Raw genomic sequence first — 23417 nt, forward strand, 5'->3', positions numbered from 1 at the left:
CCATCCACCGGAGGACTCCAATGACTGAGTCAAGCCTGTTCAATGGTCTGATTGCCTTGGGCCTGCTGACCGCAGTGCAAATGGTGTTGTTGCTTGTTGTGTTGCGTCGCTCAGGCTCAAGCAATGAGCCTGACATGGTCACCCAGCAAACCATGGCCCACCTGCAGAGCCAACTGACCCGCCTGAGTGAGCAAACCATTCAGCAGAACACGCTGGCTGATGAATTGTCCAAGCACGTACGTGGCTTGTCTCAAGACCTGACCCAAGCCTTTGCGCAAAACCGCCAGGACAGCCAATCTGCGCTGATCGGCATTCAGCAGAACCTGACCCAATCTCTCGGGCAAGGCCAGCAAGCCCAGGCTGAGCAGTTGCGTAACTTCTCCGATGTGCTCCACAAAACCAGCAGTTTGCTGAACGATCAGTTCAACCAGATTCGTCAGTCGCTTGAACAGAAAATTCAGTCTCTGCAAGCGGACAATGCCAAAAAACTGGATGAGATGCGCCAGACAGTTGATGAAAAACTGCACGCCACGCTGGAGCAGCGCCTTGGTCAGTCCTTCAAATTGGTCAGTGACCGGCTTGAGCAGGTCTACAAAGGCTTGGGTGAAATGCAGACTCTGGCCACAGGGGTAGGCGACTTAAAACGCGTGCTCACCAACGTCAAAACGCGCGGCACTTGGGGCGAAGTTCAACTTCAAGCCCTGCTTGAACAGATGCTCACGCCCAGTCAGTTCGGTCAAAACATCAAGCCAGTGCCGGGGAGCAGCAACATTGTTGAATTTGCAGTGCGTCTGCCGGGTAAAGACGACGACAAACCGGTTTGGCTGCCCATCGATTCCAAGTTTCCGAAAGACCAATACGAGCGCCTGCTGGACGCCTTCGACCGGGCCGACCCAGACGGCGTTGCCCAAGCCTCAAAGGCACTGGAGCAGGCCGTGAGGCTGGAGGCCAAGAGCATTGCCGAGAAGTACCTCTCGCCGCCCCACACCACAGATTTTGGTATTTTGTTTTTGCCCACCGAAGGCTTGTATGCCGAGGTTGTCAAACGCCCTGGCCTTGTAGATGACCTGCAGCGCCAGTACCGGGTGACAGTGGCAGGCCCAATCACATTGACTACCTTGCTCAACGCGCTGCAACTGGGCTTCAAAACCTTGGCGCTTGAACAACGGTCCAGCGAGGTGTGGACACTGTTGAGTGCCGTAAAAACAGAGTTCTCCAAGTTTGGCGATGTGCTGGCCAAAACCAAAGAAACACTGGAGCGTGCGGCCAAGAATATTGAAAGTGCCGAAGTGCGTACGAGGGCAATGCACCGCAAACTCAAAGGCATTGACCAATTGCCCGAGCCGAATGCCCAGGCCTTGTTGGGCCTGAATGACAACCTGATGGACGACGAGGCCGATGGCGTTGACGCCCCGGCAGGTGGGCAACCATGATGCGCCTGCACTGGGTTGCCACTGGGGGCACCATTGCGGGCCTGTCGGTACAGGCCAACGGGGATGGTGCCTCTGGGCCTTGGGCTTATGCAGCGGCGCAGGTGCCCGTGGAGCAATTGTTGCAGGGCATGCCCGATGTGCTGTCTGCCGCAGATTGGTCGGCCGAACAGGTGTACAGCATTGGCAGTCAAGACTTAACCCCAAGCCACATGATCAAACTGCGCAACAGCGTGGTTCAGGCCTTGGCCAATCCCGAAGTGCAGGGCATCATCGTCAGCCACGGCACGGACACCGCCGAGGACACCCTCTGGTTTTTGCATCAAACGCTGAGCCCAGCGCAATTGAGGGTGCCTGTGGTGTGCGTTGCAGCCATGTACCCAATGGACCACCCATTGTCCGACGGACAAACAAACGCCTTGGCCGCGGTCAACCACATTCAGCGGCTTGGCCAGTCCGAGCACCCTGCGTCCAACAATGACTGCAGTCGCCTTGGTTTGTGCGTACATGGTCAGTTTATTCCGGCCCCTTTGGTTCACAAACGAAGTACTTTGGGTGGCGAGGCCTTCCTTTGCAAAGGGTACAGCGCGGATGATCAACAAGCCTTGTTGAAGGACTTGCTCTTGGCCCATCCCGGGGGCACATTCGCCCACTTCAATCAGACCCGCTTTTTGCGCGCCAATGTGGCCGTTCTGTACTGCACGCCAAACGCCGGGTTGGCGGCCCAGTTGTCCGCTTTGCTCAGTTCCCCGGTCCAATCCCTGATTGTGGCCGCGCCCGGGCACGGCAACATCCCCGAAGCCTGTATTGAGTTGCTGAGCTCGGCCTTGAACAAAGGGGTTCGGGTTGTTCGGGCCAGTCGCGCCGAAGAAGGGGGGGTAGGCACTGGTGGAGAGTTTGACCTTTTCGAGTCTTACAAGGCCAAAGGGTTGTACGCAGAAGCCGGTGATTTAACGCTACCCAAATTGGTCATTCAGGAAATGTTGAACGTCAGCCAGTAACTGACAGCATGGCTTGCTTGATCGCCCAGCCTGGTGTCAAAAAAAGCGCCCGACAGTGTTGCTGCTCGGGCGCTTGATTGGGCTTGCGTTCGTCGGCCCGCTTAGGGCTTACTGTTGCAAACTTTGGCTGAGTACCAACGCCATATTCACCGGTTGAGACTGAGCCTCAATGGCCTTGCTGCTACTGGACGGTTTCGCAGCGGTGTTGATTGGCGCATTCTTCTCACGAATGATCTGCCATTTTCCGGAGATCTGTTTCCAGACCAAGGTTTTGCGCGACTTTTCCTGATAATTGTTTGAACGGTAGCTTTGGGTAAAGCTCAATTCGTACAGGCTTGGGTCGTCGAAGCTGGGCACCACCTGAATATCGGCAATGTCGATTTCGATTTTGGAGGCACCACGCAGGCGGTCACGGCGATTGGCTTCCCAGCTTTCATAGCTGCCTTGTTCGGGCTTGAAGGTTGGCGAGTAAAAGCCGATGTAGGCATTCACGTCACGCTCCATCCAGGCCTGCGCCCAAAGCCGTGTGCGCTCAATCAGGTTCCTGGACACATGGGCAGGGTCACCAATCGATGCGCTTTGATCGCTGCGTAGTGACGTACCTGGTTTGGCAGTTCCAGTCGCCGGTTGGTTGACCGGCATCATGCCCTCTTTGAAATCGGCAGCCGCTGTGCCAGGTGGCAACAGTTTGGCAGACGCTGGAGCAGGTTCAGCGGCACCGGCTTGGCCAGAAGTGCTTGGGGCGACCGGCAGGGTTTGGACCGACTTGTAGCTTTCATCAAACCCGATTGCCGGCATTTGAAAGTCTTGGATGTTGATCAGTTCGGCGGGGCATCCTTCGGATTCAGCACCCTCAGACACCTGCTCCTTGTAGAACAGCACCTGTTTTTTCACGGGTTCGTCAGCCCTAACCAGATCGTCCACCGCGAACAGGTTGATCAACTGGCCAGTTGCTGACAGCAAACGCAGCTTGGCCACGCTCAAGTCAGCTTCCACATTGATCAAACCGCGTTGGGCTTGGTAATACTCATTCTCGGCGGTCAGCAAATCCAGCAGGCTACGTCGCCCTACATTGAACTGTTGCTCATAGGCCGCTCTGGCTTTCGAAATAGCTTGCGCTTGGGCGCGGAAGTAATTGACCCTTTTTTGCAGGTTCACCACGTCGTAGAGTGCGTTTTGGCTGTTTTGTCGAATACCGCGGCACACCACCAGCTTGTCGTCAAAAGAGCGCATTTTTCGCTTGATGGCGGCGTTTCTGGAGGCGGAGTCGGAACCACCACGGTACAAATTCATGCTGGCCAGCAGATCGATCGAGGTGATGGTTCGATCATCGAAGGTGGAGAGGTAATTGCTGTAGTTGTCCGATTTGGCACGTAGGTCGAAGCGTGGGTAAAAGCCCTCGGCAGATGCGGTCACCTGCTGTTTTGCGCTTTCAATCTGGGCATTGGCTGCCATCAGCAGGGGGTGGGTGTTCAGTGCAAACACCAGCCGTTCAAGGTTCTCAACCTCGAAGTTGGCTTGAACGACATATTCGCCCATCTGGTTAATTGGCCAGACGGTGTCGGTCACGCGCTGGTAATTCGACATGGCGGTGAAGGTGTTGGCTTTCTCAGTCGCCAAATTACTCAGGGCCAAGGTGTAACGGCTCTTGGCTTGCTCCAGATCCGATTCACGGGTTACGCCACTTTTGACTTTGTCTTCAATACGGGCCATTAGGTCCTGGTGAACCTTCAGATTGCTCTCGGCCAGCTTGGTCAAGGCTTGAGCACGCGACACATCCACGTGAGCACCAGAGGCTTCAAATGCCACTTGGTTGGCCTTGTTCAAGTACCTGTAGTACCCAGCCATCGCATCAGAATAGGACGCCAAGTATTTGGCCTGACCGGCAAATCCGCTGAAAATATTCTGACGCGCTTCAATGCCATAGGAACTGGCGTTGTAGGTTCGTGTTGGGCCGTCCTGAATTTTGCTCCGTTCGCGGCCGGCCGAACCCCGAATGTCCACAGTGGGTAGCAAGCCGCCAAACCGCACATTCGACTCTTCAATCTGAGCGGACAAACCATTGATCTCAGCGTTGAGCATTGGGTTGTTGTTCAGCCCTTTGATCACACTGTCGCGAAGCGGATTAGGGCCGCTTGCGGTGTCATCGGTGGCTTGGGGGGCCTCGGTTGGCGCTTCAACTTGTGCGTGAAGTGGCAAAACGCCGGCAAACAGCAAAGCCAATGTGGCTGGAATCGCTTTCAGGGTGTAACTATTTTTCATGAATGTCAGTCAACCTACAAATTACTGGATCGCATGTCGTGGCGGATCACGCCACCGCACAGGCCTCGTGATGGGCTGGGCTGGGCGAGCACGGCGCACATGCGTCATGGCTGTAACAGGATGCACCCCAATGGCCAGAGCCGGAATCCCCCATTGAGCCACCCATGCTGCTTGACATGGAATTCAGCACTTGGGCAACCATCGACCCTTTGCTGTGATCCATGATTGAGTCCAAGTCCAGAATTTTTCCGGTGTATTCGTGGTCGTGGGTGCGGCCGGACCCGCTGCTTGACTCAGCGGTGTGATCGTCGCAACCCGTGTTGCAGGGTGTGGTGGTTGGTGTGCAGGGCGAGGGTGTTGGTTCGCAGCTTTCTGGCTTTTCCTTGACGGTCACGGTGACGCACGCGTCATCGGTTAGGCAAGACTTATCACCCATGGTGTAAGTGATGACATCCTTGCCCGTGAAACCCTCATCCGGGGTGTACACAAGCTTGTTGTTTTTGATTTCAACCGTGCCGTGTTCAGCCTCGGCGCTCTTGATGCTCAACATGCCCCAACCGTTGTCGTTCTTCAATACGTCGATAGTGATGGACGTGTCTTCCTTGGTCTTGGCGTGGTCGTTGTTGGCGTCTGGCCCTCGGTGGTCGTCACACTTCGGAGGCTCCTCGCACTTGGGAGGCTCTTCGCACTTGGGAGGCTCCTCGCACTTGGGAGGCTCTTCGCACTTGGGAGGCTCCTCGCACTTGGGAGGCTCTTCGCACTTGGGAGGCTCTTCGCACTTGGGAGGCTCTTCGCACTTGGGAGGCTCCTCGCACTTAGGAGGCTCTTCGCACTTAGGAGGCTCTTCGCACTTGGGAGGCTCAGGATGACAAGGTGGGCAGGGGGGGCACTCATTGCCGCCTGGCTCGCCATCATTGGGAATGGTGCGTACCTCGATCTTGGTCACGGTTTCCGTAGCAATGCGGTCACGGAATTCGACCACCCTAGGGCCCTCGTTGTCGCTGACGCGGCGGTCTAAGTCCACTACAACATCCGACTTCACCCGGTCTACGAAATAGCTGTCACCGAGTTTAGGCAAGTCGTTGGGGGTGTCTTGGTCCAGCGCGCCCACATTCAGGTATTTGCGGATGACGTTCTTTTCGGGCGGTTTGTTGGCATCGAATGGCTGAATCTCACCGTTTTTGGGTTTGATAATCCAGTCCGTCGGTCCTTCAAGTGGCCGCACCAGTTCAGGGGCTGAAATCTGACCATCGGTGAATGGACCCAGCTGCACTACCCATTCCACTTCAGGCCGCTTGCGCAGGCTCTTGGCAGGCTTGCGGGGTGCACCCAGTGTGCTTGGGTCACAGTTTTGTGGGGGCAGGGGTTTCTTGTCGCTCATGCTTGTCCTCGAGTCCAGTCTGATACAGGTGTGTGAACAAGCAGGCAGTTTGGTTCCATCGGGATGATGGAGAAAGCGATGGGTTCGGTCTGATTGGGTGGAGTTACCCCAAGGGGGGTATGAGGGGGATTGCACCACGAGGTACAATCCAGTAGAGCTTAGTTTGAACGGGTCAACGTTCGGTGAACACCTCGGTGGTCCCTCGAAGAATGGGCTTGCTCAGGTAGGACAGAACAGAGCGTTCTTCGGTTTCGATGCTTACATTGGCCACCATCCCCGGCAGCAGTCTCACCGATTCAGGCACAGCAGAGCGTGGCACCGTTACCTTGACGACAAAATACGGGCGTCCTGTGTCATCGCTCAAGCTGTCTGCGGACACGTTGTCTACCACGCCGCGCAGGGCGCCATAGATGGAGTAGTCGTAAGCAGTCACTCTGACATTGGCTTTTTGGCTGGGGCGTATGAAGGCCACGTCTTTGGGGTTGATCCGGGTTTCAAACACCAGTTGCTCATCCATCGGCACGATTTCGATGACTTCTTTGCCGGCAGGGACGACGGCACCTTTTGTGTTGTAAAGGATGCGCTGAACCAATCCATCGACCGGTGCCTTCAGTGTGGCTTGATTAACCCGATCAGACAGTTCAATCTGGTTTTGTTCCAGACTGGCCAAGCGCCCTTTGACTTCGGCCAGTTCACTGCGTGCCTCGTTCTCCTGTTTCAGGCGGGTTTCCTGAATTTTCTGGCGCGCTTCGCTCACAGCCGAGGCCAAGCGGCTACTTTGGGCAGTGGAGGCTTCATAGTCGCCCTTGGCTTTTACCACCTCACGTTCAAGGCGGAGCACCTCGACCGGGGACACCGCACCGCTTTTGAGCAAAGGGCGGGTACTGTCCAGTTCCTGTTGTGCGCTGGAAAGGGTCAGTTTCGCTGCGCTGGCCCGGCTCTGGGCTTCGTCGAGCTCCCTTTGGCGCTGTTGCAACTGTTGGTCATAAATGTCCAGTTGGGCCCGCCATTCTTGCATCTTGCTGTCCAGCAGTTTCATTTCCTGCTGGTACAGGTCTGGGTATTGGCTGATCAGGGCATCGCTTGCGTTGAGCGCTGTGCGGTTCAATTGGGCCTTCAGCCTTGCCTCTTTCAATTGCAACGACGCATCAACGGCCTGTTTCTCTTTCAGGCTAGAGGAGAAGCGGGTGGTGTCGATCTGCAGCAAAGTTTGCCCGGCTTTCACCTGCGCACCCTCGCGAACCAATACATCGGTGATGATGCCTCCATCCACTGCTTGAATCACCTGTAGCCGCTGGGAGGGCACGACTCTGGCTTCACCGTGGGCTGCTTGAGGCACTTTGGCGACAGCCGCCCACACCAGAAGAATCAGAAAACCTGCGGTCATTAGCCGGGTCAGTTTCAGGGTCAGGCGAAGCTGGTGTTCCATGGCACGGGCTTGGTCCAGACGCAGGCCTGCACCGGGCAAGGTTTTCCACTCCGCATCTGAGGCGGTCGCCCAAACTTGAAGGCGATCCAGCAGTGGGCGCAGCTTGGAGATCAGGGCGGCTTTGTTCATGAGCGGCCCCCGCTTGAGTTCAGTTGCATCATTTCGGCGGCATGGGCAATCACATCGGCCTTGGGGCCTTGGCTTGCAATCCTGGATTCGTGCATCAACACCAGGTTAGGCGTAACGCTGAGCAAGCTCGGTTTGTGTGTCGTCATCACCAGGGTTGTGGACTCAGGCAACTCCCGCAGCATGCTCATCAGGTGCGTTTCACCCTGCTGATCAAGCCCAATGCTGGGCTCGTCCAACAACAGCAGGGAAGGTCGTCCTGCCAGTGCTCTTGCGAGTGAAACCACCTGTTTTTGGCCAGTGGACAAGTTGCTGCCCAGTGCTTCGATTTGCATGTGCAGGCCATCGGGGTGACGCGCAATCCACTCAAATGCCCCCAAAGATTCCAAGGCAGCTTTGCAATCGTCCAGGCTGACCCAGGGCCGGTACCAACGGATGTTGTCCAGCAAAGTGCCTTTGGCCAGTTGGGGCGGCTGAAGCGCCACACCCAGATGCCGCGCTATTTCCGTGGCGTTGTAATGTGTTCGGTTAAGCTGATTGATCCGCTGGCTTCCATCGCTCGGTTCAAGTTGGCCAGCCAGCAAGCGCAAAAGAGATGTTTTCCCAGAGCCCATGGCCCCAATCACCCCAAGTCTGTCGCCGCGTTTAAGGTTCAAACTGATTTGCCGGAGCAGGTAATCGGAGGGTAATTGACTGTTTTTGTTGGCTTTGGGTTTCCTGACGCTCGCTTCATCGAGGTCAATACTGTCCAGCGTCTGAAGCGGCAACGCTTTCGGGTTCAAGGGCGGGGCAGCCGATAAAAACTTGTCCAAGTCTTCAAAACCGGACTGCGCTGAGTGCATGTGCAGCACATGGCTTTGCAGCTTTTGGATGGGTGTGAAACAGCGCATTGTCAGCATCGACACAGCGATCAGGCCACCCACACTCAGTTCCAGGTTCACGGTCAGGTACACCCCAAGGCACACGGTGAGCACCCACGCACTCTGGGATATGACGTGGACGATTTGCTGACTGTTGAACAACAAGTCACGAACGCCGTTTTGAGAAAGCCGGGCTTGAAGTTGAATGCTGTTCAAAGACCTGGAATGGTGGGACTGAATGCCCTGTGCTTGAATCATGTCCAGATTGGCCAGTGCATCCAGCCACTGCCCATGCGCCAACCGGAATTGATTGGCGTGGGCTTTGCTGTGTGCACTCAGGGCTCGGTGGGACACCACGGTGATTGCACTGGTCAGCAGGATGGCAACGCCAGCGATCAGGATAAAAAGCGGGTGTATGACTGCAATCACGGCCAGATAAATCAGCAGAAAGGGCAGGTCAATCAACGCAACAAGAAATAGGCCAGACACCAATTCACGCAGTTGTTCAAACGACCTCAGGTGTTGAAGAAGGGCTGCTGGCTCCGTGGTGTGGGTGCGTGTGTTGAGCAGGGCATTGGAGAGCAAGTCGGAGCAGGCTGCGTCGGCCCGAGTTGCTGCATGTTCCAGAAAATGATGGCGAGCCTTCTTCAGCGCGTGTTCAAGCCCCAAGCAGAGAAACACACCAAGGGCCAATGCGAACAGCGAGGCATAGGCCGAGTTGGGAATGATTCGATCGTAAATTTGAATTGAAAAGAACGGACCCGCCAAGGCCAAAATGTTGATGATGATGGACGCATGAACCACCGGCTTAAAATGGGTGAATGACTGCTCCAGTGTCTGGCGCAGCCACGTGCTGTTTTTTAGGGCGGCCCAGAACGCCATCAACCCCTTGGAGCTGTGGTCTGGAGCTTGATTGGCGGATTTGCTTTTCTGTAGATCAAGCGCCAGAACGGCGTACAGCGGGATGCTGGATTGAAGGGCTTTCCAGTCCGAGGCCAGCAGTACCCGACCTTCCTGGCTGACGCACAGTGACCAGTCGTCAATCAGCCCGCGTTCATTGGGTTTGATGTCTTTGAACACTTGGTAAGAGTGTCCGCAGGCGGTCAAATAACTGATTAAGCGGGCCAAATGGCGGTCCGAGGGCTGCTTGTCGGCAGCTTCTGGGTGCTGGTCCCAGACGGCCGGCAGGAAGTCCAGACCGTGTTGGGTCAGTGCCCGCTCAAGGGCGTCTCGTCCGTCGGCATTGCCCAGGCGGCCCGGTGGGTCTGCAAGCATGTTGGCACCAAGAATGGAAAAATGGGCCCATGGTACTTCTGCTGGCTACGCCTGAAAATCACTCAACTGGCTCACTCACTCGAAGGAGGGGTCAAGCGCCTGATTGAAATTTCAGCAAGTCGTCGAGTGTATTCAGGTTGGTAAACTGGTGTGGGTTTTCAAACGTCACCACCTGATGGGATTGTCTGGTCAACCACTGATAGACCCCTCGCTGCCCTTCATTGAGGGCGTACTCAATGGATAGCTTCGCGCTGGCACGCAAAGCACAGAAGACCGGGTGAATCCGGTCGCCTGCCTGTGCCACGGTCAGTGTGAGCTCCGGTCGCTGCTTCAAGGGTTCAATCAGTCGGTGAACCAAGTCCTCAGGGAAGTTCGGCGTGTCACAGGGTACGCAGACCAGAATGTCTCCTTCCATGGCCAATAGGCCCGCATGCATGCCCGCCAATGGGCCAGCGAAACCGGTGATTGAATCTTGAAGAATCGAGTTTTGGGGAAAGAGGGCGGCGTAGTCGTTCAGATGGCGGTTGGCGACGATCCACATGTCGGCCACGTGGGGGCTTAACTGGTTCCAAGCGAGCTTGGCCAGCGGGGTGCCTTGAAATTGCTGGAGCCCTTTGTCCAAGCCACCCATTCGGCGGCTTTGTCCACCAGCCAAGACCAGGCCTGAGACTTTGTGGGTTTGATCGAGGGTGTGAGGGTTCACCATTCGCTGGATTATCCGCCGATGTACGACATTTCAATTCGATCGGCCGGTTGCGGGGTGTTTCCCGTGCGAATCTCACTGTACCGGTCCGATCGCAATGACCACAGGTTGGCAATGGCGTGTCCAAGTTGCTCATCTGTGTTGGCAGAGTCACCCCTGACCAAGCTGCGCAAATCATGGCCTCTGCTGGCAAACAGGCAGGTGAATAGCAATCCTTCTGTCGATAAGCGGATACGAGAGCAATCCCCACAAAAGGCTTGGGTGACCGAGGAAATAACACCAATTTCCCCACTTCCGTCGGCATATTGCCATCGTTTAGCGACTTCGCCCGGGTAGTTGGCGTCCAATGGGGCTAACTGGCCCACCTGTTCATTGATCAGGTTGATGACGCGGGCAGACGGCACTACTTCATCGAGCTTCCAGCCGTTGCTGGCGCCGACGTCCATGAACTCGATAAAACGCAGAATATGGGGGCTGCCTTTGAAGTAACGTGCCATGGGGACAATTTCGTCCACGTTCAAGCTTTGTTTCACGACCATGTTCACCTTCACCGGCCCCAGGCCTGCCTCGGCTGCAGCCTCAATGCCATCCAGCACCTGCTCAACCTCAAAGTCGACATCATTCATGGCTTTGAAGGTGGTGTTGGTCATGGCGTCAAGACTGACTGTGACCCTGTTCAGGCCGGCGTCTGCAAGGCTGCGCGCCTTTTTACGCAGCAGGGTGCCATTGGTGGTCATTGCAATTTCCGGTGCACGGCCAGACGGTGTTCGAAGTGAGGCCAATTTTTCAACCAGGCGTTCGATGTGCTTGCGCAGCAGCGGCTCGCCGCCGGTCAGACGCAGCTTTTCTACCCCATGGCCCACAAAAACCCGGGCAATTCGCTCGATTTCTTCAAAGTTAAGCAACGCCGCCTGGGGAAGGTAAACGTGATTCTGATCAAACACTTCTTTGGGCATGCAGTACACGCACCTGAAGTTGCAACGGTCTGTCACGGAAATGCGCAGGTCGTGCAGGCGACGGCCAAGGGCGTCAGTCAGTGGGTATAGCAGGGGTGAACTTGGGACAGCAGTATTCAGCGGCAGCGCCCGGGGAGGGCTGGCGAGAGGATGAAGGTGAATAACGCGTTCGGTCATGGGCTACTGCCGGAGCCTTCGCCCCGTTTCGCGGTCGTTACAACTCAGACCTTGGTAATCTAACCTTCTTGGACGGTGCGCTGCACTAGGGCTTACACCGAAAAACCCCACCGATTGCACAATCGGTGGGGTATCTTTCAGCAAGTCCGGTTAATTCCGGAACTCGGGCCGGGTTTCAACCAGCACAAGATTGCTGTTGTCGATCACCGGTGCAGGTTTGCGCACTCGGGGAGTGCGCACCGCTGCCGGCTGGCTGGCCAGAGCGTTTTGAACAACATTCCACTTCTCGCGGTCTGTTTCCACCCAAAGCATGCCAGCGTTGGTCACCACTGCATTCAGCGCTTCTTGGCTGAATATGGCTTGAACAACCGGCTTCGGCTGAGCAGCCTGCACTGGCTCTGGAGCAACCGCAACCTCAACCACAGTGGGCAAGGCAGCTTCGGCCGGTTCTGTTTGTGGGGCTGCAACCGTGGTTTCAACCACAGGGCTGCTAGCCTCAACAGCGTCTACTGGTGCGGCTTCGACTGCAACCTCCGATGCGGTTTCCGGCGCTACTGCGCTTGAGGCTTCAGCCTCAGGGGTGTTGGTTTGGGCCGATGTCTGGCTTTCGATGGGTTGCACATCAGTTGCGTCTGCAATCGCGTCCGAATCCGTTTGGTCGGAGCCTTCAAGGCCTTCAGCCAATTCAGCAGTGTCAGCGCCTTGCCCACGTTGGCCACCACGGCGGCGACGGCGACGGCGGCGGTTTCCATCCGCCGCACCAGAGGCTTCATCTTCGGACCCTTGATCACCATAGGCCATGGTTTGTACGATCTTGTCCGCCAATTCCGCTTCGTCAAGTGCCAAGGTTTCAGGAGCATCGGCTGGTGTTGACTCGGCACCTGTATCGAGGCCGCCTTCAGCCAACAACTGACCATTCTCGCCTTCACCCTGAGCCCGTCCACCACGTCCACGACGACGGCGGCGTCGGCCACCTTGGCGCTCGCTTTGTTCGGAGTCCTCGGCAGCAGTGTCGGTTTGAATGCCTTGAGCGTTCAATTCCTCGGTGGCTGCCAAAACTTCTTTCTGGCTGGCTTGCTCACGGTTGTTGTCCCGTTGGCCGCGACCACCACGTCCGCCCTGACGCCCTTCGCGTGCTGGAGAGGCTTCTGTCTGGGTGTCACGTTGTTCGGCTTGCGGGGCCTGCTGACCGCTGTCAGCGTTACGCGCTGGTCGTGCTTCACCGTCGCGCGGGCCACGGCGATTGCGGCCTCCGCGGCCTTCACGTTCGCCATCCCTGCCTTCCCCGCGAGCACCTTGGCGGCTGCCGTGGCGGCGGTCTTGGCCGCGTCCGGAACGGGGCTTTTCGCTGCTGGCCTGTTCGATCACAATCGCGGGTGCTTCAGCCGCTTTGGGTCGGCGGAACCAGGCAAGGATGCGCTCGAACAGCGTCAGCGGTGCGGCTGTGGCTGCTGCGGCAACTGGTGCCAGTTCAGATTTGGGTTTGCGTTCAACATGCACAGGGGCGGGCTGCGTTGGCAGCACGCCTTTAATTACCGCTTCTTGACGTTTGACTGACTCAACGCTGGCCTTTTTGTCGTAATAGCCTTGTTCGGGTTGGGCGTTGACCAGTTCGAAACTGGGGCGTGAATCGTCCAGACGCTCATCATCGTGACGCAGTCGGGTCACTTCATAGTGCGGCGTCTCCAGATGCTTGTTGGGGATCAGAAGGATGTGAACCTTCAGGCGAGCCTCAAGCTTGTGAATCTCGGAACGCTTTTCGTTGAGCAGGAATGTGGCAACATCCACAGGCACTTGGGTGTGCACGCTGGCGGTGCCTTCCTTCATGGCTTCTTCCTGAATGATGCGCAGCACATGCAGGGCAGAGCTTTCAGTGTCGCGAATCACACCGGTGCCGTTACAGCGCGGGCATGTGGTGTGTGAGCCTTCGTTCAGGGCCGGGCGAATTCGCTGACGGGACAACTCCATCAACCCGAAACGGCTGATCTTGCCCATTTGAACCCGTGCACGGTCAAAGTGCAGCGAGTCCTTCACGCGTTGCTCAACTTCCTTCTGGTTGCTGGCCTTTTCCATGTCGATGAAGTCGATCACGATCAGGCCGCCCAGGTCGCGCAGGCGCAATTGGCGGGCCGCTTCCTCAGCGGCTTCCAGGTTGGTGCGCAAGGCAGTGTCTTCAATGTCGGAACCGCGAGTGGCCCGAGCCGAGTTCACGTCAATCGACACCAAGGCCTCGGTGTGATCAATCACGATGGCGCCGCCGGAGGGCAGGGGTACCATGCGGCTGTAGGCCGTTTCAATCTGGTGTTCAATCTGGAAGCGGCTGAACAGGGGGATGTCATCCCGGTAGCGTTTCACCAGATTCATCATGTCAGGCATCACGTGCTGCATGAACTGACGAGCCTGTTCGTAAATGTCATCCGTGTCGATCAGCACTTCGCCAATGTCCGGGCTGAAGTAGTCACGGATGGCGCGAATCACCAAGCTGCTTTCCTGGTAAATCAGGAAAGCACCGTTGGCCGATTTGCCAGCGCTGTCGATGGCTGTCCAGAGTTGCAGCAGGTAGTTCAAGTCCCACTGAAGTTCTTCGACCGAGCGTCCAATGCCTGCTGTGCGGGCAATGATGCTCATGCCCTTGGGGTACTCAAGTTTGTCCAGCGCATCACGCAGTTCTTGGCGCTCTTCGCCTTCGATGCGGCGGGAAACACCGCCCCCGCGAGGGTTGTTGGGCATCAGCACCAAGTAACGGCCGGCCAGGGAAATGAAGGTGGTCAGGGCTGCGCCCTTGTTGCCGCGTTCTTCCTTTTCAACCTGGACGAACATTTCCTGTCCTTCCTTGATGACGTCCTGAATGCGGGCTTTACCAGCCTCGACGCCTTCCTTGAAGTACTGGCGGGAGATTTCCTTGAAGGGTAGAAAACCGTGGCGGTCTTCGCCGTAGTTGACAAAACAGGCTTCCAGACTGGGTTCGACCCGAGTGACTACGCCTTTGTAAATATTGCTTTTGCGTTGTTCACGACCGGCTGTTTCGATGTCGATGTCAATCAGTTTCTGGCCATCAACGATGGCGACACGCAACTCTTCAGCGTGAGTCGCGTTAAATAACATGCGCTTCATGCACACTCCAAACGCACCGCAGTGCAAAAAGTGTGGTCAAGCGGAATGGCGGCCTGAGTAGACGGAACAGGGGAAACGACGGGCACAAGGGCGCGATGATGCGCCCACATGCTGAGCAATCAGCGCGGATTTAAACCAAACGATTCAAAATACAAGGCGATTGGGATCAAATTAGCACCAGTGAAGGTGAAAGCACGTCGTTCTGGGTGGCGACCAGCAGACACGTGTGACGTGCTGGTTGCTCAAATTCGTCTAAATGGCGGGCCACACGGCCACACGCCTACAGCTTGTCCAACAGTGTCGCCTTCCAGGGTTGGCGACGCACCCTTTTGATTTTTTTCACCGCGCAAGCCACAGTCCTTGGGAACCCTCGGCGCTACACGAGCGATAATGTGCATTATAGGCGCATCGTGACCCATAACACAAACCTGCACTGTGAATTCACCCATAAAACCTAATCCAGACAAAGCGGTAGTCATCACAATTGATGAACGCCATCAAGATCAGCGGCTGGATAATTTCCTGCACGTCGTGTGCAAGGGTGTGCCACGCAGTCATATATTTCGCATCATTCGCTCTGGCGAGGTTCGAGTCAACAAAGGCCGGGCCGAGGCCAAAACCAAGTTGCAGATTGGTGATGTGGTTCGGGTTCCGCCGATTAAAGTTAAAGAAAATCAGTTGGTTGATGCGGTAAATTCGCCCGATTTATCAAGAAAGGCGGCTGTTTCAGGTCAGTCCATTCCGGTGCTTTTTGAAGATGAGCATCTGCTAGTCGTCAACAAACCCAGCGGAATGGCGGTGCATGGTGGCTCCGGCGCCTCGTTCGGAGTGGTTGAATCGCTTCGGGCCCATCGAGTGGACATTGCGCGGCATATTGAGTTGGTGCACCGTCTGGACCGGGAGACGTCCGGAGTGTTGGTTCTTGCCAAAAAACGTAGCGCACTCAGAACGTTGCAAGAACAACTTCGAGCCAGGTCTTGGAAGAAGTTCTACTTCGCGCTCGCTGTAGGTCACTGGCCTTCGGGTCTAAAGCAGGTTGATCTGCCCTTGCTGAAGACCCAAGCCTCAGAAAAGGAGGCTAGGGTGTTTGTCCATCCGGAGGGCGATGCCTCGCTGACCAAATTCAAGGTTTTGCAACGGTTTAAGCTGGACTCTTTAGAGTTTTCTTTACTTCAGGCGCAATTGATGACCGGGCGCACTCACCAAATCCGTGTGCACACCAGTGCCAACAAGCATGCCTTGGCAGGTGATGACCGGTACGGCGACTTCGAGTTGAACAAGCGGCTGACCCGTTTGGGGTTGAAGCGCATGTTTTTGCACGCCGCCCGGGTTCAGTTCACGCACCCGGCAACGAATGCACCTATAGTACTGGAAGCGCCGTTGGCGCCCGAATTGGATACTTTCTTACGGAGTTTGCAGGTGTTGCCATGACATTCAAGATGGTGGTGTTTGATTGGGATGGCACTTTGCTGGATTCCACAGGGGCGATCACCAGGGCCATTCGGCAAGCTTGCGTGGACGCCGGGTTGGCCGACCCTGGGGCTGAAATTGCATCTTACGTGATCGGTTTAGGGCTGGCTGACGCACTGCGGCACGCGGCTCCGGCAGCTTCTGATGATCAAATCCGCAAGCTGGTTGAAAGCTATCGCACGCATTATCTAAGCAATGACCATGAGTTGTCCCTGTTCGAGGGTGTCGTGCCCCTGTTGCAGGCGCTCAATGACCGTGGCGTCATTTGCACAGTGGCCACTGGAAAGAGCCGTCAGGGTTTGAATCGGGCCATGGCCCATTCAGACACAGCGCGTTTCTTCATGGGGTCGCGCTGCGCTGACGAGTGCCACAGCAAGCCGCATCCTCAAATGTTGTTGGAATTAATGGATGAATTTGGTCTCGAGCCTTCGGAGGTCGTGATGGTGGGTGATACCACACACGACCTCAACATGGCTCAAGCGGCTGGGGTCAGGGCGATTGCAGTGGAAACCGGGGCTCATCCGCCCCGTCTGTTGGCCCAAGTGCCACACTTCAAGAGTTTCCTGTCGGTGAATGAAATGGCGCCTTGGCTATTGGACTATTTAGAGCAAGCTTGAATCAATATGTCAGACATTAAAGTATGTGCCTCCAGTGATTTGACCGAAGGGGGGATGGGGTTTCGCTTCAAGGTGTTGTACAACGGCGAAGAGACCAGCGCCTTTGTTGTGCGCGTGGACAATGAGGTGCGCAGTTTTTTGAACCGCTGCAGCCATGTTCCCGTGGAAATGGACTGGAATTACGGCGAGTTTCTGGATGATTCAGGTCGAATCATTGTGTGTGCAACCCATGGCGCCAGCTATGACGCAACGGATGGGCAGTGTCTCGGTGGGCCTTGTTCAGGCAACCCGTTGGTGCGCCTTGCGGTCAGTGAGCGGGATGGGGAAGTGTATTGGCAGCCTGAGGGCCTTGTAACCGTGCCGGTCGACGGCATAGAGGATTGAGTGTTATGTCAGAACAGAACTGGGAACGCGCTCTGCTGGAGAAGTTGGCCTCCGAGGCGTTGGTTGAGCAGCGTAGAAAGCGCCGCTGGGGCATTTTCTTCAAATGCCTCGGTTTTGTATATGTCGGTGTCATTATTCTGAGTGCTCTTGGTTTGGCTGCACCCCAAACTCTGGAGGTCACCAAACACACGGCGTTGGTGCAGCTCAATGGCGTGATCGCCTCAGACTCTTTGGCCAGTGCGGACCGAATCAACAGCAGCCTGAAAGCCGCGTTTGAATCCAAAGACTCTGTGGGTGTGGTGTTGCGCATCAACAGCCCGGGTGGCAGCCCGGTTCAGGCCGGCTTGATTTATGACGAAATGAAACGCCTGCGGGCCAAGTACCCTGACAAACCCCTGTACGCCGTTGTGGAGGAGGTATGCGCCTCCGGCGGTTACTACGTTGCGGCTGCTGCTGACAAAATCTATGTGGACAAAGCCAGTCTGATCGGCTCCATTGGGGTCATCATGAATGGTTTTGGATTCACCGAAGCCATGAAGAAGGTCGGTGTGGAGCGTCGCTTGATCACTGCCGGTGACAATAAAGCCTTTTTGGACCCGTTCACCGAGCAAAATGCCTACCAAACTGAGTTTGCCCGTCAAATGGCGCAGGAAATTCACAAGCAGTTTATTCAGGCTGTGAAAGATGGCCGTGGCGAGCGTCTGAAGTCAGGGCCAGACACCTTCTCGGGCCTTGTGTGGACCGGGCAGACCGGGGTGGAAATGGGCTTGGCCGATGAGCTTGGGTCCCTTGAGGGGGTTGCCCGGGATGTGTTGAAGGCTGAGGAAATTCTGGACTACACCGAGCAGGAGAGCTTCGCCGAGCGTTTTGCCAAGCGCGTTGGTGTGCAGTTTGCCTCGGGCATGCGCAGCGTGATGCCCTCAGTCGGCTGGGGCGAGCCCCTGTTCAAGTAAACGGTATTTAACCCGCTACGTTGCCCGTGGTTAGGCCAGCCAGGCAAATATGCAGGGCTGCTTGCCGGGCTTGGGTGGGTTTTTTCGCCAGTCTGCCACTGTTTTGGTGGTCAGGTGTTCTGCATCGCCGGTCAAGTCCCACCCCACGCACACCCGTGTGGTGGGCTTCAGGTGGGTCAGCAGTGCTTCGATCCATTTGTCGTTTCTGAACGGTGTTTCTATGCACAGTTGCGTGCAGGCTTGGCTCTTGGATGCGGATTCTGTTGTAGATATCCAACGTTGTCGTTCTGTCGCATCCAAAGGCGGGTAGCCGTGGAATTGGAAGCGTTGCCCCTCCAGCCCACTGCCCATCAAAGCCAGCATGATTGAACTTGGGCCGACCAAGGGCCGAACCGGGCATGCGTGCTCGTGTGCCAATCGCACAAGGCTGGCACCGGGGTCGGCAACGGCAGGGCAACCCGCATCGCTCATTAAGCCGATGGGTTCACCAGCAGCGGCGCGCTGAATCAGTTTGATGCGCTCGGGGCGGTCCAGTTTGTCCAGTTCGAGGATGGTCAAATCTCTCGTCGGTCTAGCCAGGTTTAGCATGCCCAGCGCAGCCCTGGCAGGTTTTGCGTTTTCCACCACCCAAGTGCTGCAGTCTCGAAGCAAGGGTAGGTCAGCGCTTAACACGGGGAGCTTGGGTGTGGTTTGGCTCAGTGGCGTGGGCACCAGAATCAGCATGGGTTTGCGTCCAGTTCAGGGCAGGGAAACGCCAAGTTTGCGCAAGGCCTTGGACAGTTCGATCAAAGGAAGGCCAATCAGCGCGGTTGGGTCACAGGATTCAATCCTGTTCAGCAAAGTGATGCCCAAGCCTTCGCTTTTGGCCGAGCCTGCGCAGTCGTAGGGTTGCTCTGCCAGCAAGTAGCGTTCAATTTCCTGGGCGCTCAGTGTCCGGAATTCAACCACAGTGGGCACACAGAACGACACTTCCTTGCCTGACGCTTGATGAACGACGGACACCGCTGAATGAAAGGTAATGCTCTTGCCGCTCATGGCTGTCAACTGGGCGACGGCAGCCTCGTGATGGCCGGGTTTGCTGATGGCCTCCCCGTTCACGTCGGCAACCTGGTCTGAACCAATCACAATCGCATTCGGGTGAAGGTTAGCCACTGCCTTGGCTTTCAACAGGCCCAGGCGTTCGCAGGTCTGAACTGGGGACTCACCCGGCAGCGGTGTTTCATCGATCGAAGGGGAGATGCACTGGAAGGGCAGGCGCAGACGTTCCAGCATTTCTCGGCGATAACGTGAGCTGGATGCCAGGATGAGTTGCATGATGGCCTTGAAATTGCGGTTGAAATTTTGACATGGCGCGTTTAGCACGGTATTATCGCGCGTTTCGTCGCTTTTCTATTCTGCATGCGGGCCAAAGCCTTTGAAAAAGATCTGCAGGAATTCGATGCTTGGTCCTTTTGCAAGACCGGTGGAATTCTGGGCAGCCAGGGGCATCTGCTGCAGTTTCCGCGTCTGACCGACCCCTCTGGGCCCTTGTTGGGTGCCGAAGTGTCCGAATGGGAAGTTCGGGGTCGTGTGAACGCGAAATCCGAATGTGTTCTGACCTTCAGCGGTCACTTTGCCGCGCAGTTTCCTTGCGTGATTTGCAATGGCCCGGTTCATGATCAAATCCGGTTTTTTCGAAACCTGATCCTGAAAACTTCGGAATCCGAAGCAGATGCCTATGATCAGGACGCCTTGGACGACGACACCGACGTGGTTTGCTGCGCAGGTGCTGTAAACTTACGCGATTGGTTAGAAGACGAAATGTTGCTGGCTTGCCCCATGTTTTCGCGTCATGAAACATGCGAGCATGTGGCCCAAAGTCAGCCACCCGAGATTCGCGCGCTTCAGGAGGACACTGCTGAAGAACAAGCGCTTGACGTACAGCGTCCCTTTGCAAACTTGAGCGATCTGCTCAAGGCCCGCAAAAAGTAATTTAAATTGTTTGGAGCTCAATCATGGCCGTTCAACAAAACAAAAAGTCCCCGTCCAAGCGCGGTATGCACCGTTCGCACCAACACTTGTCAGCGCCTACTTTGTCCGCTGACTCCGGTTCCGGTGAAACACACCTGCGTCACCACATCAGCCCCAACGGCATGTACCGTGGAAAAAAGGTTGTTAAAACCAAAGCTGACGAATAAAACCAATAAAAAACAAACAGGCAACTGCAGTCTGTTGCCGTGAAACCATAAGGGCTAGAACGAATGGTTCGCATTGCGATTGATTGCATGGGTGGAGACCACGGACTTTCCGTGACTGTGCCGGCTTGTTTGCGTTTCCTCAAGGAATTTGACGACGTCGAGCTCATCCTCGTCGGTCGTCAAGCCGAGGTGGAATCAGCACTCCAGCGCAAAAAGGCGCTGGAGCATCCTCGCATCACCATTCGACACGCCAGTGAGGTTGTTGCCATGGATGAGCCTCCCGCTCAAGCCCTGCGCAACAAAAAAGATTCTTCCATTCGCGTCAGTGCCAATCTGGTCAAGGAAGAGCTGGCCAGTGCATTCGTCAGTGCCGGTAACACCGGTGCGCTCATGGCTATTTCCCGTTTCGTGCTCAAAACCCTGGACGGAATTGATCGTCCTGCCATTGCCTCATCGTTGCCCAACCAGAAAGGTTCCGGTACTTTGATGTTGGACTTGGGTGCCAACGTGGATTGTGATCCAGAACATCTTTTCCAGTTTGCGGTCATGGGTTCCGCCTTTGTTCGTGCCACCGATTCGATTGACAAGCCCACCGTTGGGCTGTTGAACATCGGCGAAGAGGTGATCAAAGGCAACGATGTGGTCAAGCGCGCGGCCGAGCTGTTGCGCGCCAGCGAGCTGAACTTCTACGGCAACGTCGAAGGCAATAACATCTACGAAGGCACCACCGATGTCGTGGTGTGCGATGGATTTGTGGGCAATGTGGCCCTCAAAACCTCGGAGGGGCTGGCCCGCATGTTGGGCGACATCATCAAGACGGAGTTCAAGAAAGGCCTGTGGCCCAAGATTGCTGCGGTGTTTGCCGCGCCAGTGCTGCTTCGATTCAAAAAAAGGGTGGACCACCGCCGCTACAACGGAGCCGCCCTGCTTGGGCTTAAAGGGATTGTGATCAAAAGCCACGGTTCAGCCGATGCTTACGCCTTTTACCATGCGATCAAACGGGCTTACGACGCCTCCAACTCCAGTTTGTTGGACAGTATTCGTACCACCATGTCGCACTATGCTGTGTCCAAGCCTGATTCAGCCGGAGAGGGAGAAGCATTGGCTTCAGCCGAGGCATAAACCAAAAAGTGTTTGAATGCCTTCATACAGTTCTATCCTTGGCACGGGGTCTTACCTGCCGAGGAGGGTGGTTAGCAATCAGGCTTTAACTGATGAGTTGGCCGCCCGTGGCGTTGAAACCAGCGCCGAATGGATCAAAACTCGCACTGGTATCGAGCAGAGGCACATTGCAGCTGCCGATGAGAGCAATGTATTCATGGCCACAGAAGCGGCCAAGCGTGCGTTAGCCAGTGCTGGGGCCGATGTTGCCAACGTCGATCTCATCGTCTTGGCCACCTCTACGGCCGATCAAATTTTTCCCTCAGCCGCCTGTGGTGTGCAAGCCGCCTTGGGCGCGCGCCGAGCCATGGCCTTTGATCTGCAGGCTGTGTGCAGTGGGTTTGTTTATGCGCTGACCGTGGCCAACGCCATGATTCGCTCTGGCCAGGTCGCCAATGCCCTGGTCATCGGTTCTGAGGTGTTTACCCGCCTGATGGACTGGAGCGACAGGACAACCTGTGTTCTGTTTGGAGATGGCGCCGGGGCCGTGTACCTTCAGGCCACCCCCGAGCCTGGCATTCTGGGCTGTGACCTGCATGCCAATGGCGAGCTGGGCTGTATTCTGAATGCGGACGGTCGCGTCGAAGGCGGACAAGTTGTGGGAGACCCTTTCCTGCGAATGGATGGTCAGGCTGTGTTTAAGCAGGCGGTGTCGGTGCTGGGCAACAGCGCTACAACGCTTTGCGAGAGCCTTAATTTTCCGCTGCAAAGCCTTGATTTCATTGTGCCTCATCAAGCCAACGTACGTATCCTGCAATCCGTGGCCAAGAAGCTGAGCCTAAGGCCTGAGCAAGTGGTGGTCACGGTCGATCAGCATGGCAACACCTCGGCAGCTTCTGTGCCGTTGGCCTTGGACGTCGCCGTGCGTTCGGGACGAATTCAGAAGGGTCACCATGTGCTGTTGCAAGGCGTGGGAGGGGGCTTCACATGGGGAAGTGTCCTCGTTCGCATGTAAAATAGTGCCACAATAAATGACTAAATTCACATCCTCAAAAGCATGAGTCAACGCATCGCGTTTCTTTTTCCCGGGCAGGGCTCCCAATCGGTGGGTATGCTGGGGGCATTTGCCGCAGCGCCGGAATATTCTGGCCTGCTTCAACAATTGGGTTCAACCGCCTCAAGTGCATTGGGTCAAGACTTGCTTGCCCTGATTGAGCAAGGCCCCGCAGAAACCCTGAATCTGACAGTGAACACCCAGCCGGCCATGTTGCTGGCTGATGTGCTGGTGTTCGAAGCCTGGAAGCTGGCTGGCGGTTCGCTGCCCGCGATGGTGGCAGGTCACTCTCTGGGTGAGTACGCTGCTTTGGTGGCCGCTGGGGCCATTACTTTGGATGCGGGGCTGCGCACAGTACGCGTACGTGCCCAGGCCATGCAGGATGCAGTGCCGGTTGGTGAAGGTGGCATGGCAGCCATTCTTGGGTTGAGTGATGAGCAAGTGATTCAGGCTTGTGCGCAAGCCGTTGAGCGTGGGTTGGTGGCTCAGGCCGTTAACTTCAATGCACCCAGTCAGGTCGTGATTGCTGGATGTGCACAAGGCGTGAAAGTGGCCTGCGAAGCTTCGAAGGCCCTAGGAGCCAAGCGTGCCTTGGAGTTGCCGGTGTCTGCCCCCTTTCATTCAAGTTTGATGAAGCCTGCCGCAGACCGCCTTGCCGTGCATTTGGCAGGTGTTGAAATCAGCTCCCCAGCGTACCCTGTGGTCAACAACATCGACGTGGCCACGCCCTCAGTGCCGGAGCAAATCCGCGACGCTTTGGTGCGCCAAGCCTACGGCCCTGTGCGTTGGGTTGAAACCATTCAGGCCATGGAGAAAGCGGGAGCCACCTTGTTTGTCGAGTGCGGCCCTGGCAAAGTGCTGGCCGGTCTGGTCAAGCGCATCAGCCAAGTGCCTGTGGTCAGCATCAATGACCCCGCCAGTATTCAAGCTGCTTTGTTCGCGTAAGC

At 56.2% G+C, this 23417-nt stretch carries 20 protein-coding genes; 11 read left to right on the forward strand and 9 right to left on the reverse strand.

Features of this window, described 5'->3' with window-relative positions; translation table 11 throughout:
* Positions 1–20: 20 nt before the first annotated feature.
* Positions 21–1433 carry a DNA recombination protein RmuC gene (locus ACK4FF_RS04275; protein ID WP_409704977.1) on the forward strand — a complete coding sequence of 471 codons (1413 nt, stop codon included), beginning with the start codon at positions 21–23 and terminating at the stop codon, positions 1431–1433.
* Positions 1430–2431 (forward strand): asparaginase, encoded by a 1002-nt coding sequence (locus ACK4FF_RS04280; RefSeq protein ID WP_409704979.1) that lies wholly within the window; start codon positions 1430–1432, stop codon positions 2429–2431. Before ACK4FF_RS04275 ends, ACK4FF_RS04280 begins: the two co-directional genes overlap by 4 nt.
* Positions 2432–2539: 108 nt before the next feature.
* Here ACK4FF_RS04280 and ACK4FF_RS04285 read toward each other — a convergent pair whose 3' ends face one another.
* From ACK4FF_RS04285 to ACK4FF_RS04315, 7 genes are all read right to left on the reverse strand, one after another.
* Positions 2540–4693, reverse strand: a complete 2154-nt coding sequence (locus ACK4FF_RS04285; RefSeq protein ID WP_409704981.1) for a TolC family outer membrane protein — start codon at positions 4691–4693, stop codon at positions 2540–2542.
* Between the two features lie 46 nt (positions 4694–4739).
* Positions 4740–6074: an Ig-like domain-containing protein gene (locus ACK4FF_RS04290; RefSeq protein WP_409704983.1), complete on the reverse strand. Its 1335-nt coding sequence runs from the start codon at positions 6072–6074 to the stop codon at positions 4740–4742.
* A 172-nt stretch (positions 6075–6246) separates the two neighbouring features.
* Positions 6247–7632, reverse strand: coding sequence for an HlyD family type I secretion periplasmic adaptor subunit (locus tag ACK4FF_RS04295; RefSeq protein WP_409704985.1), 1386 nt, complete (start codon positions 7630–7632; stop codon positions 6247–6249).
* On the reverse strand, positions 7629–9764 hold the full coding sequence (locus ACK4FF_RS04300) for a peptidase domain-containing ABC transporter (RefSeq protein ID WP_409704987.1): 2136 nt from the start codon (positions 9762–9764) through the stop codon (positions 7629–7631). The genes ACK4FF_RS04295 and ACK4FF_RS04300 overlap by 4 nt, the downstream gene beginning before the upstream one ends.
* 91 nt (positions 9765–9855) lie before the next feature.
* Entirely contained in the window at positions 9856–10470 is a 615-nt protein-coding gene (gene mobA / locus ACK4FF_RS04305) for a molybdenum cofactor guanylyltransferase MobA (protein WP_409704989.1), read from the reverse strand.
* Positions 10471–10478: 8 nt separating this feature from the next.
* A complete protein-coding gene (gene moaA / locus ACK4FF_RS04310) occupies positions 10479–11600 on the reverse strand; it encodes a GTP 3',8-cyclase MoaA (protein WP_409704991.1) in 1122 nt (373 codons plus the stop codon).
* A 150-nt stretch (positions 11601–11750) separates the two neighbouring features.
* Complete coding sequence (locus ACK4FF_RS04315; protein ID WP_409704993.1) at positions 11751–14714, reverse strand: Rne/Rng family ribonuclease; 2964 nt, start codon at positions 14712–14714, stop codon at positions 11751–11753.
* Positions 14715–15149: 435 nt separating this feature from the next.
* Between ACK4FF_RS04315 and ACK4FF_RS04320 the strand changes: the two genes are divergently transcribed.
* Genes ACK4FF_RS04320 through ACK4FF_RS04335 form a run of 4 tightly spaced genes read left to right on the forward strand, consistent with a single transcriptional unit; the run spans position 15150 to position 18138 of the window.
* Positions 15150–16145, forward strand: a complete 996-nt coding sequence (locus ACK4FF_RS04320) for an RluA family pseudouridine synthase (RefSeq protein ID WP_409704995.1) — start codon at positions 15150–15152, stop codon at positions 16143–16145.
* Entirely contained in the window at positions 16142–16801 is a 660-nt protein-coding gene (locus ACK4FF_RS04325) for an HAD-IIIA family hydrolase (RefSeq protein ID WP_409704997.1), read from the forward strand. Before ACK4FF_RS04320 ends, ACK4FF_RS04325 begins: the two co-directional genes overlap by 4 nt.
* 6 nt (positions 16802–16807) lie before the next feature.
* Positions 16808–17185, forward strand: a complete 378-nt coding sequence (locus ACK4FF_RS04330; RefSeq protein WP_409704999.1) for a Rieske (2Fe-2S) protein — start codon at positions 16808–16810, stop codon at positions 17183–17185.
* Between the two features lie 5 nt (positions 17186–17190).
* Positions 17191–18138, forward strand: a complete 948-nt coding sequence (locus ACK4FF_RS04335; RefSeq protein ID WP_409705001.1) for a S49 family peptidase — start codon at positions 17191–17193, stop codon at positions 18136–18138.
* A gap of 30 nt (positions 18139–18168) precedes the next feature.
* Here the strand turns inward: ACK4FF_RS04335 and ACK4FF_RS04340 are convergent, their stop codons facing one another.
* Both ACK4FF_RS04340 and ACK4FF_RS04345 read right to left on the reverse strand, forming a co-directional pair.
* The gene (locus ACK4FF_RS04340; RefSeq protein WP_409705003.1) at positions 18169–18861 is read right to left on the reverse strand and encodes an SAM-dependent methyltransferase; all 693 of its coding nucleotides are present in this window, start codon (positions 18859–18861) and stop codon (positions 18169–18171) included.
* 15 nt (positions 18862–18876) lie between these two features.
* Positions 18877–19452 carry a Maf family protein gene (locus tag ACK4FF_RS04345; protein ID WP_409705005.1) on the reverse strand — a complete coding sequence of 192 codons (576 nt, stop codon included), beginning with the start codon at positions 19450–19452 and terminating at the stop codon, positions 18877–18879.
* A 216-nt stretch (positions 19453–19668) separates the two neighbouring features.
* Between ACK4FF_RS04345 and ACK4FF_RS04350 the strand changes: the two genes are divergently transcribed.
* The 5 genes from ACK4FF_RS04350 (at position 19669) to fabD (ending at position 23415) form a co-directional block, all read left to right on the forward strand.
* Positions 19669–20109, forward strand: a complete 441-nt coding sequence (locus ACK4FF_RS04350; RefSeq protein WP_409705007.1) for a YceD family protein — start codon at positions 19669–19671, stop codon at positions 20107–20109.
* 23 nt (positions 20110–20132) lie between these two features.
* Entirely contained in the window at positions 20133–20315 is a 183-nt protein-coding gene (gene rpmF, locus ACK4FF_RS04355; RefSeq protein ID WP_409705009.1) for a 50S ribosomal protein L32, read from the forward strand.
* A gap of 63 nt (positions 20316–20378) precedes the next feature.
* A complete protein-coding gene (plsX, locus tag ACK4FF_RS04360) occupies positions 20379–21437 on the forward strand; it encodes a phosphate acyltransferase PlsX (protein ID WP_409705011.1) in 1059 nt (352 codons plus the stop codon).
* 16 nt (positions 21438–21453) lie between these two features.
* Entirely contained in the window at positions 21454–22431 is a 978-nt protein-coding gene (locus ACK4FF_RS04365; protein ID WP_409705013.1) for a beta-ketoacyl-ACP synthase III, read from the forward strand.
* A gap of 42 nt (positions 22432–22473) precedes the next feature.
* Positions 22474–23415 (forward strand): ACP S-malonyltransferase, encoded by a 942-nt coding sequence (fabD, locus tag ACK4FF_RS04370; protein ID WP_409705015.1) that lies wholly within the window; start codon positions 22474–22476, stop codon positions 23413–23415.
* The last annotated feature ends 2 nt before the right edge of the window (positions 23416–23417 follow it).

The sequence above is a fragment of the Limnobacter sp. genome (genome assembly GCF_046297615.1).
GTDB lineage: Bacteria > Pseudomonadota > Gammaproteobacteria > Burkholderiales > Burkholderiaceae_B > Limnobacter.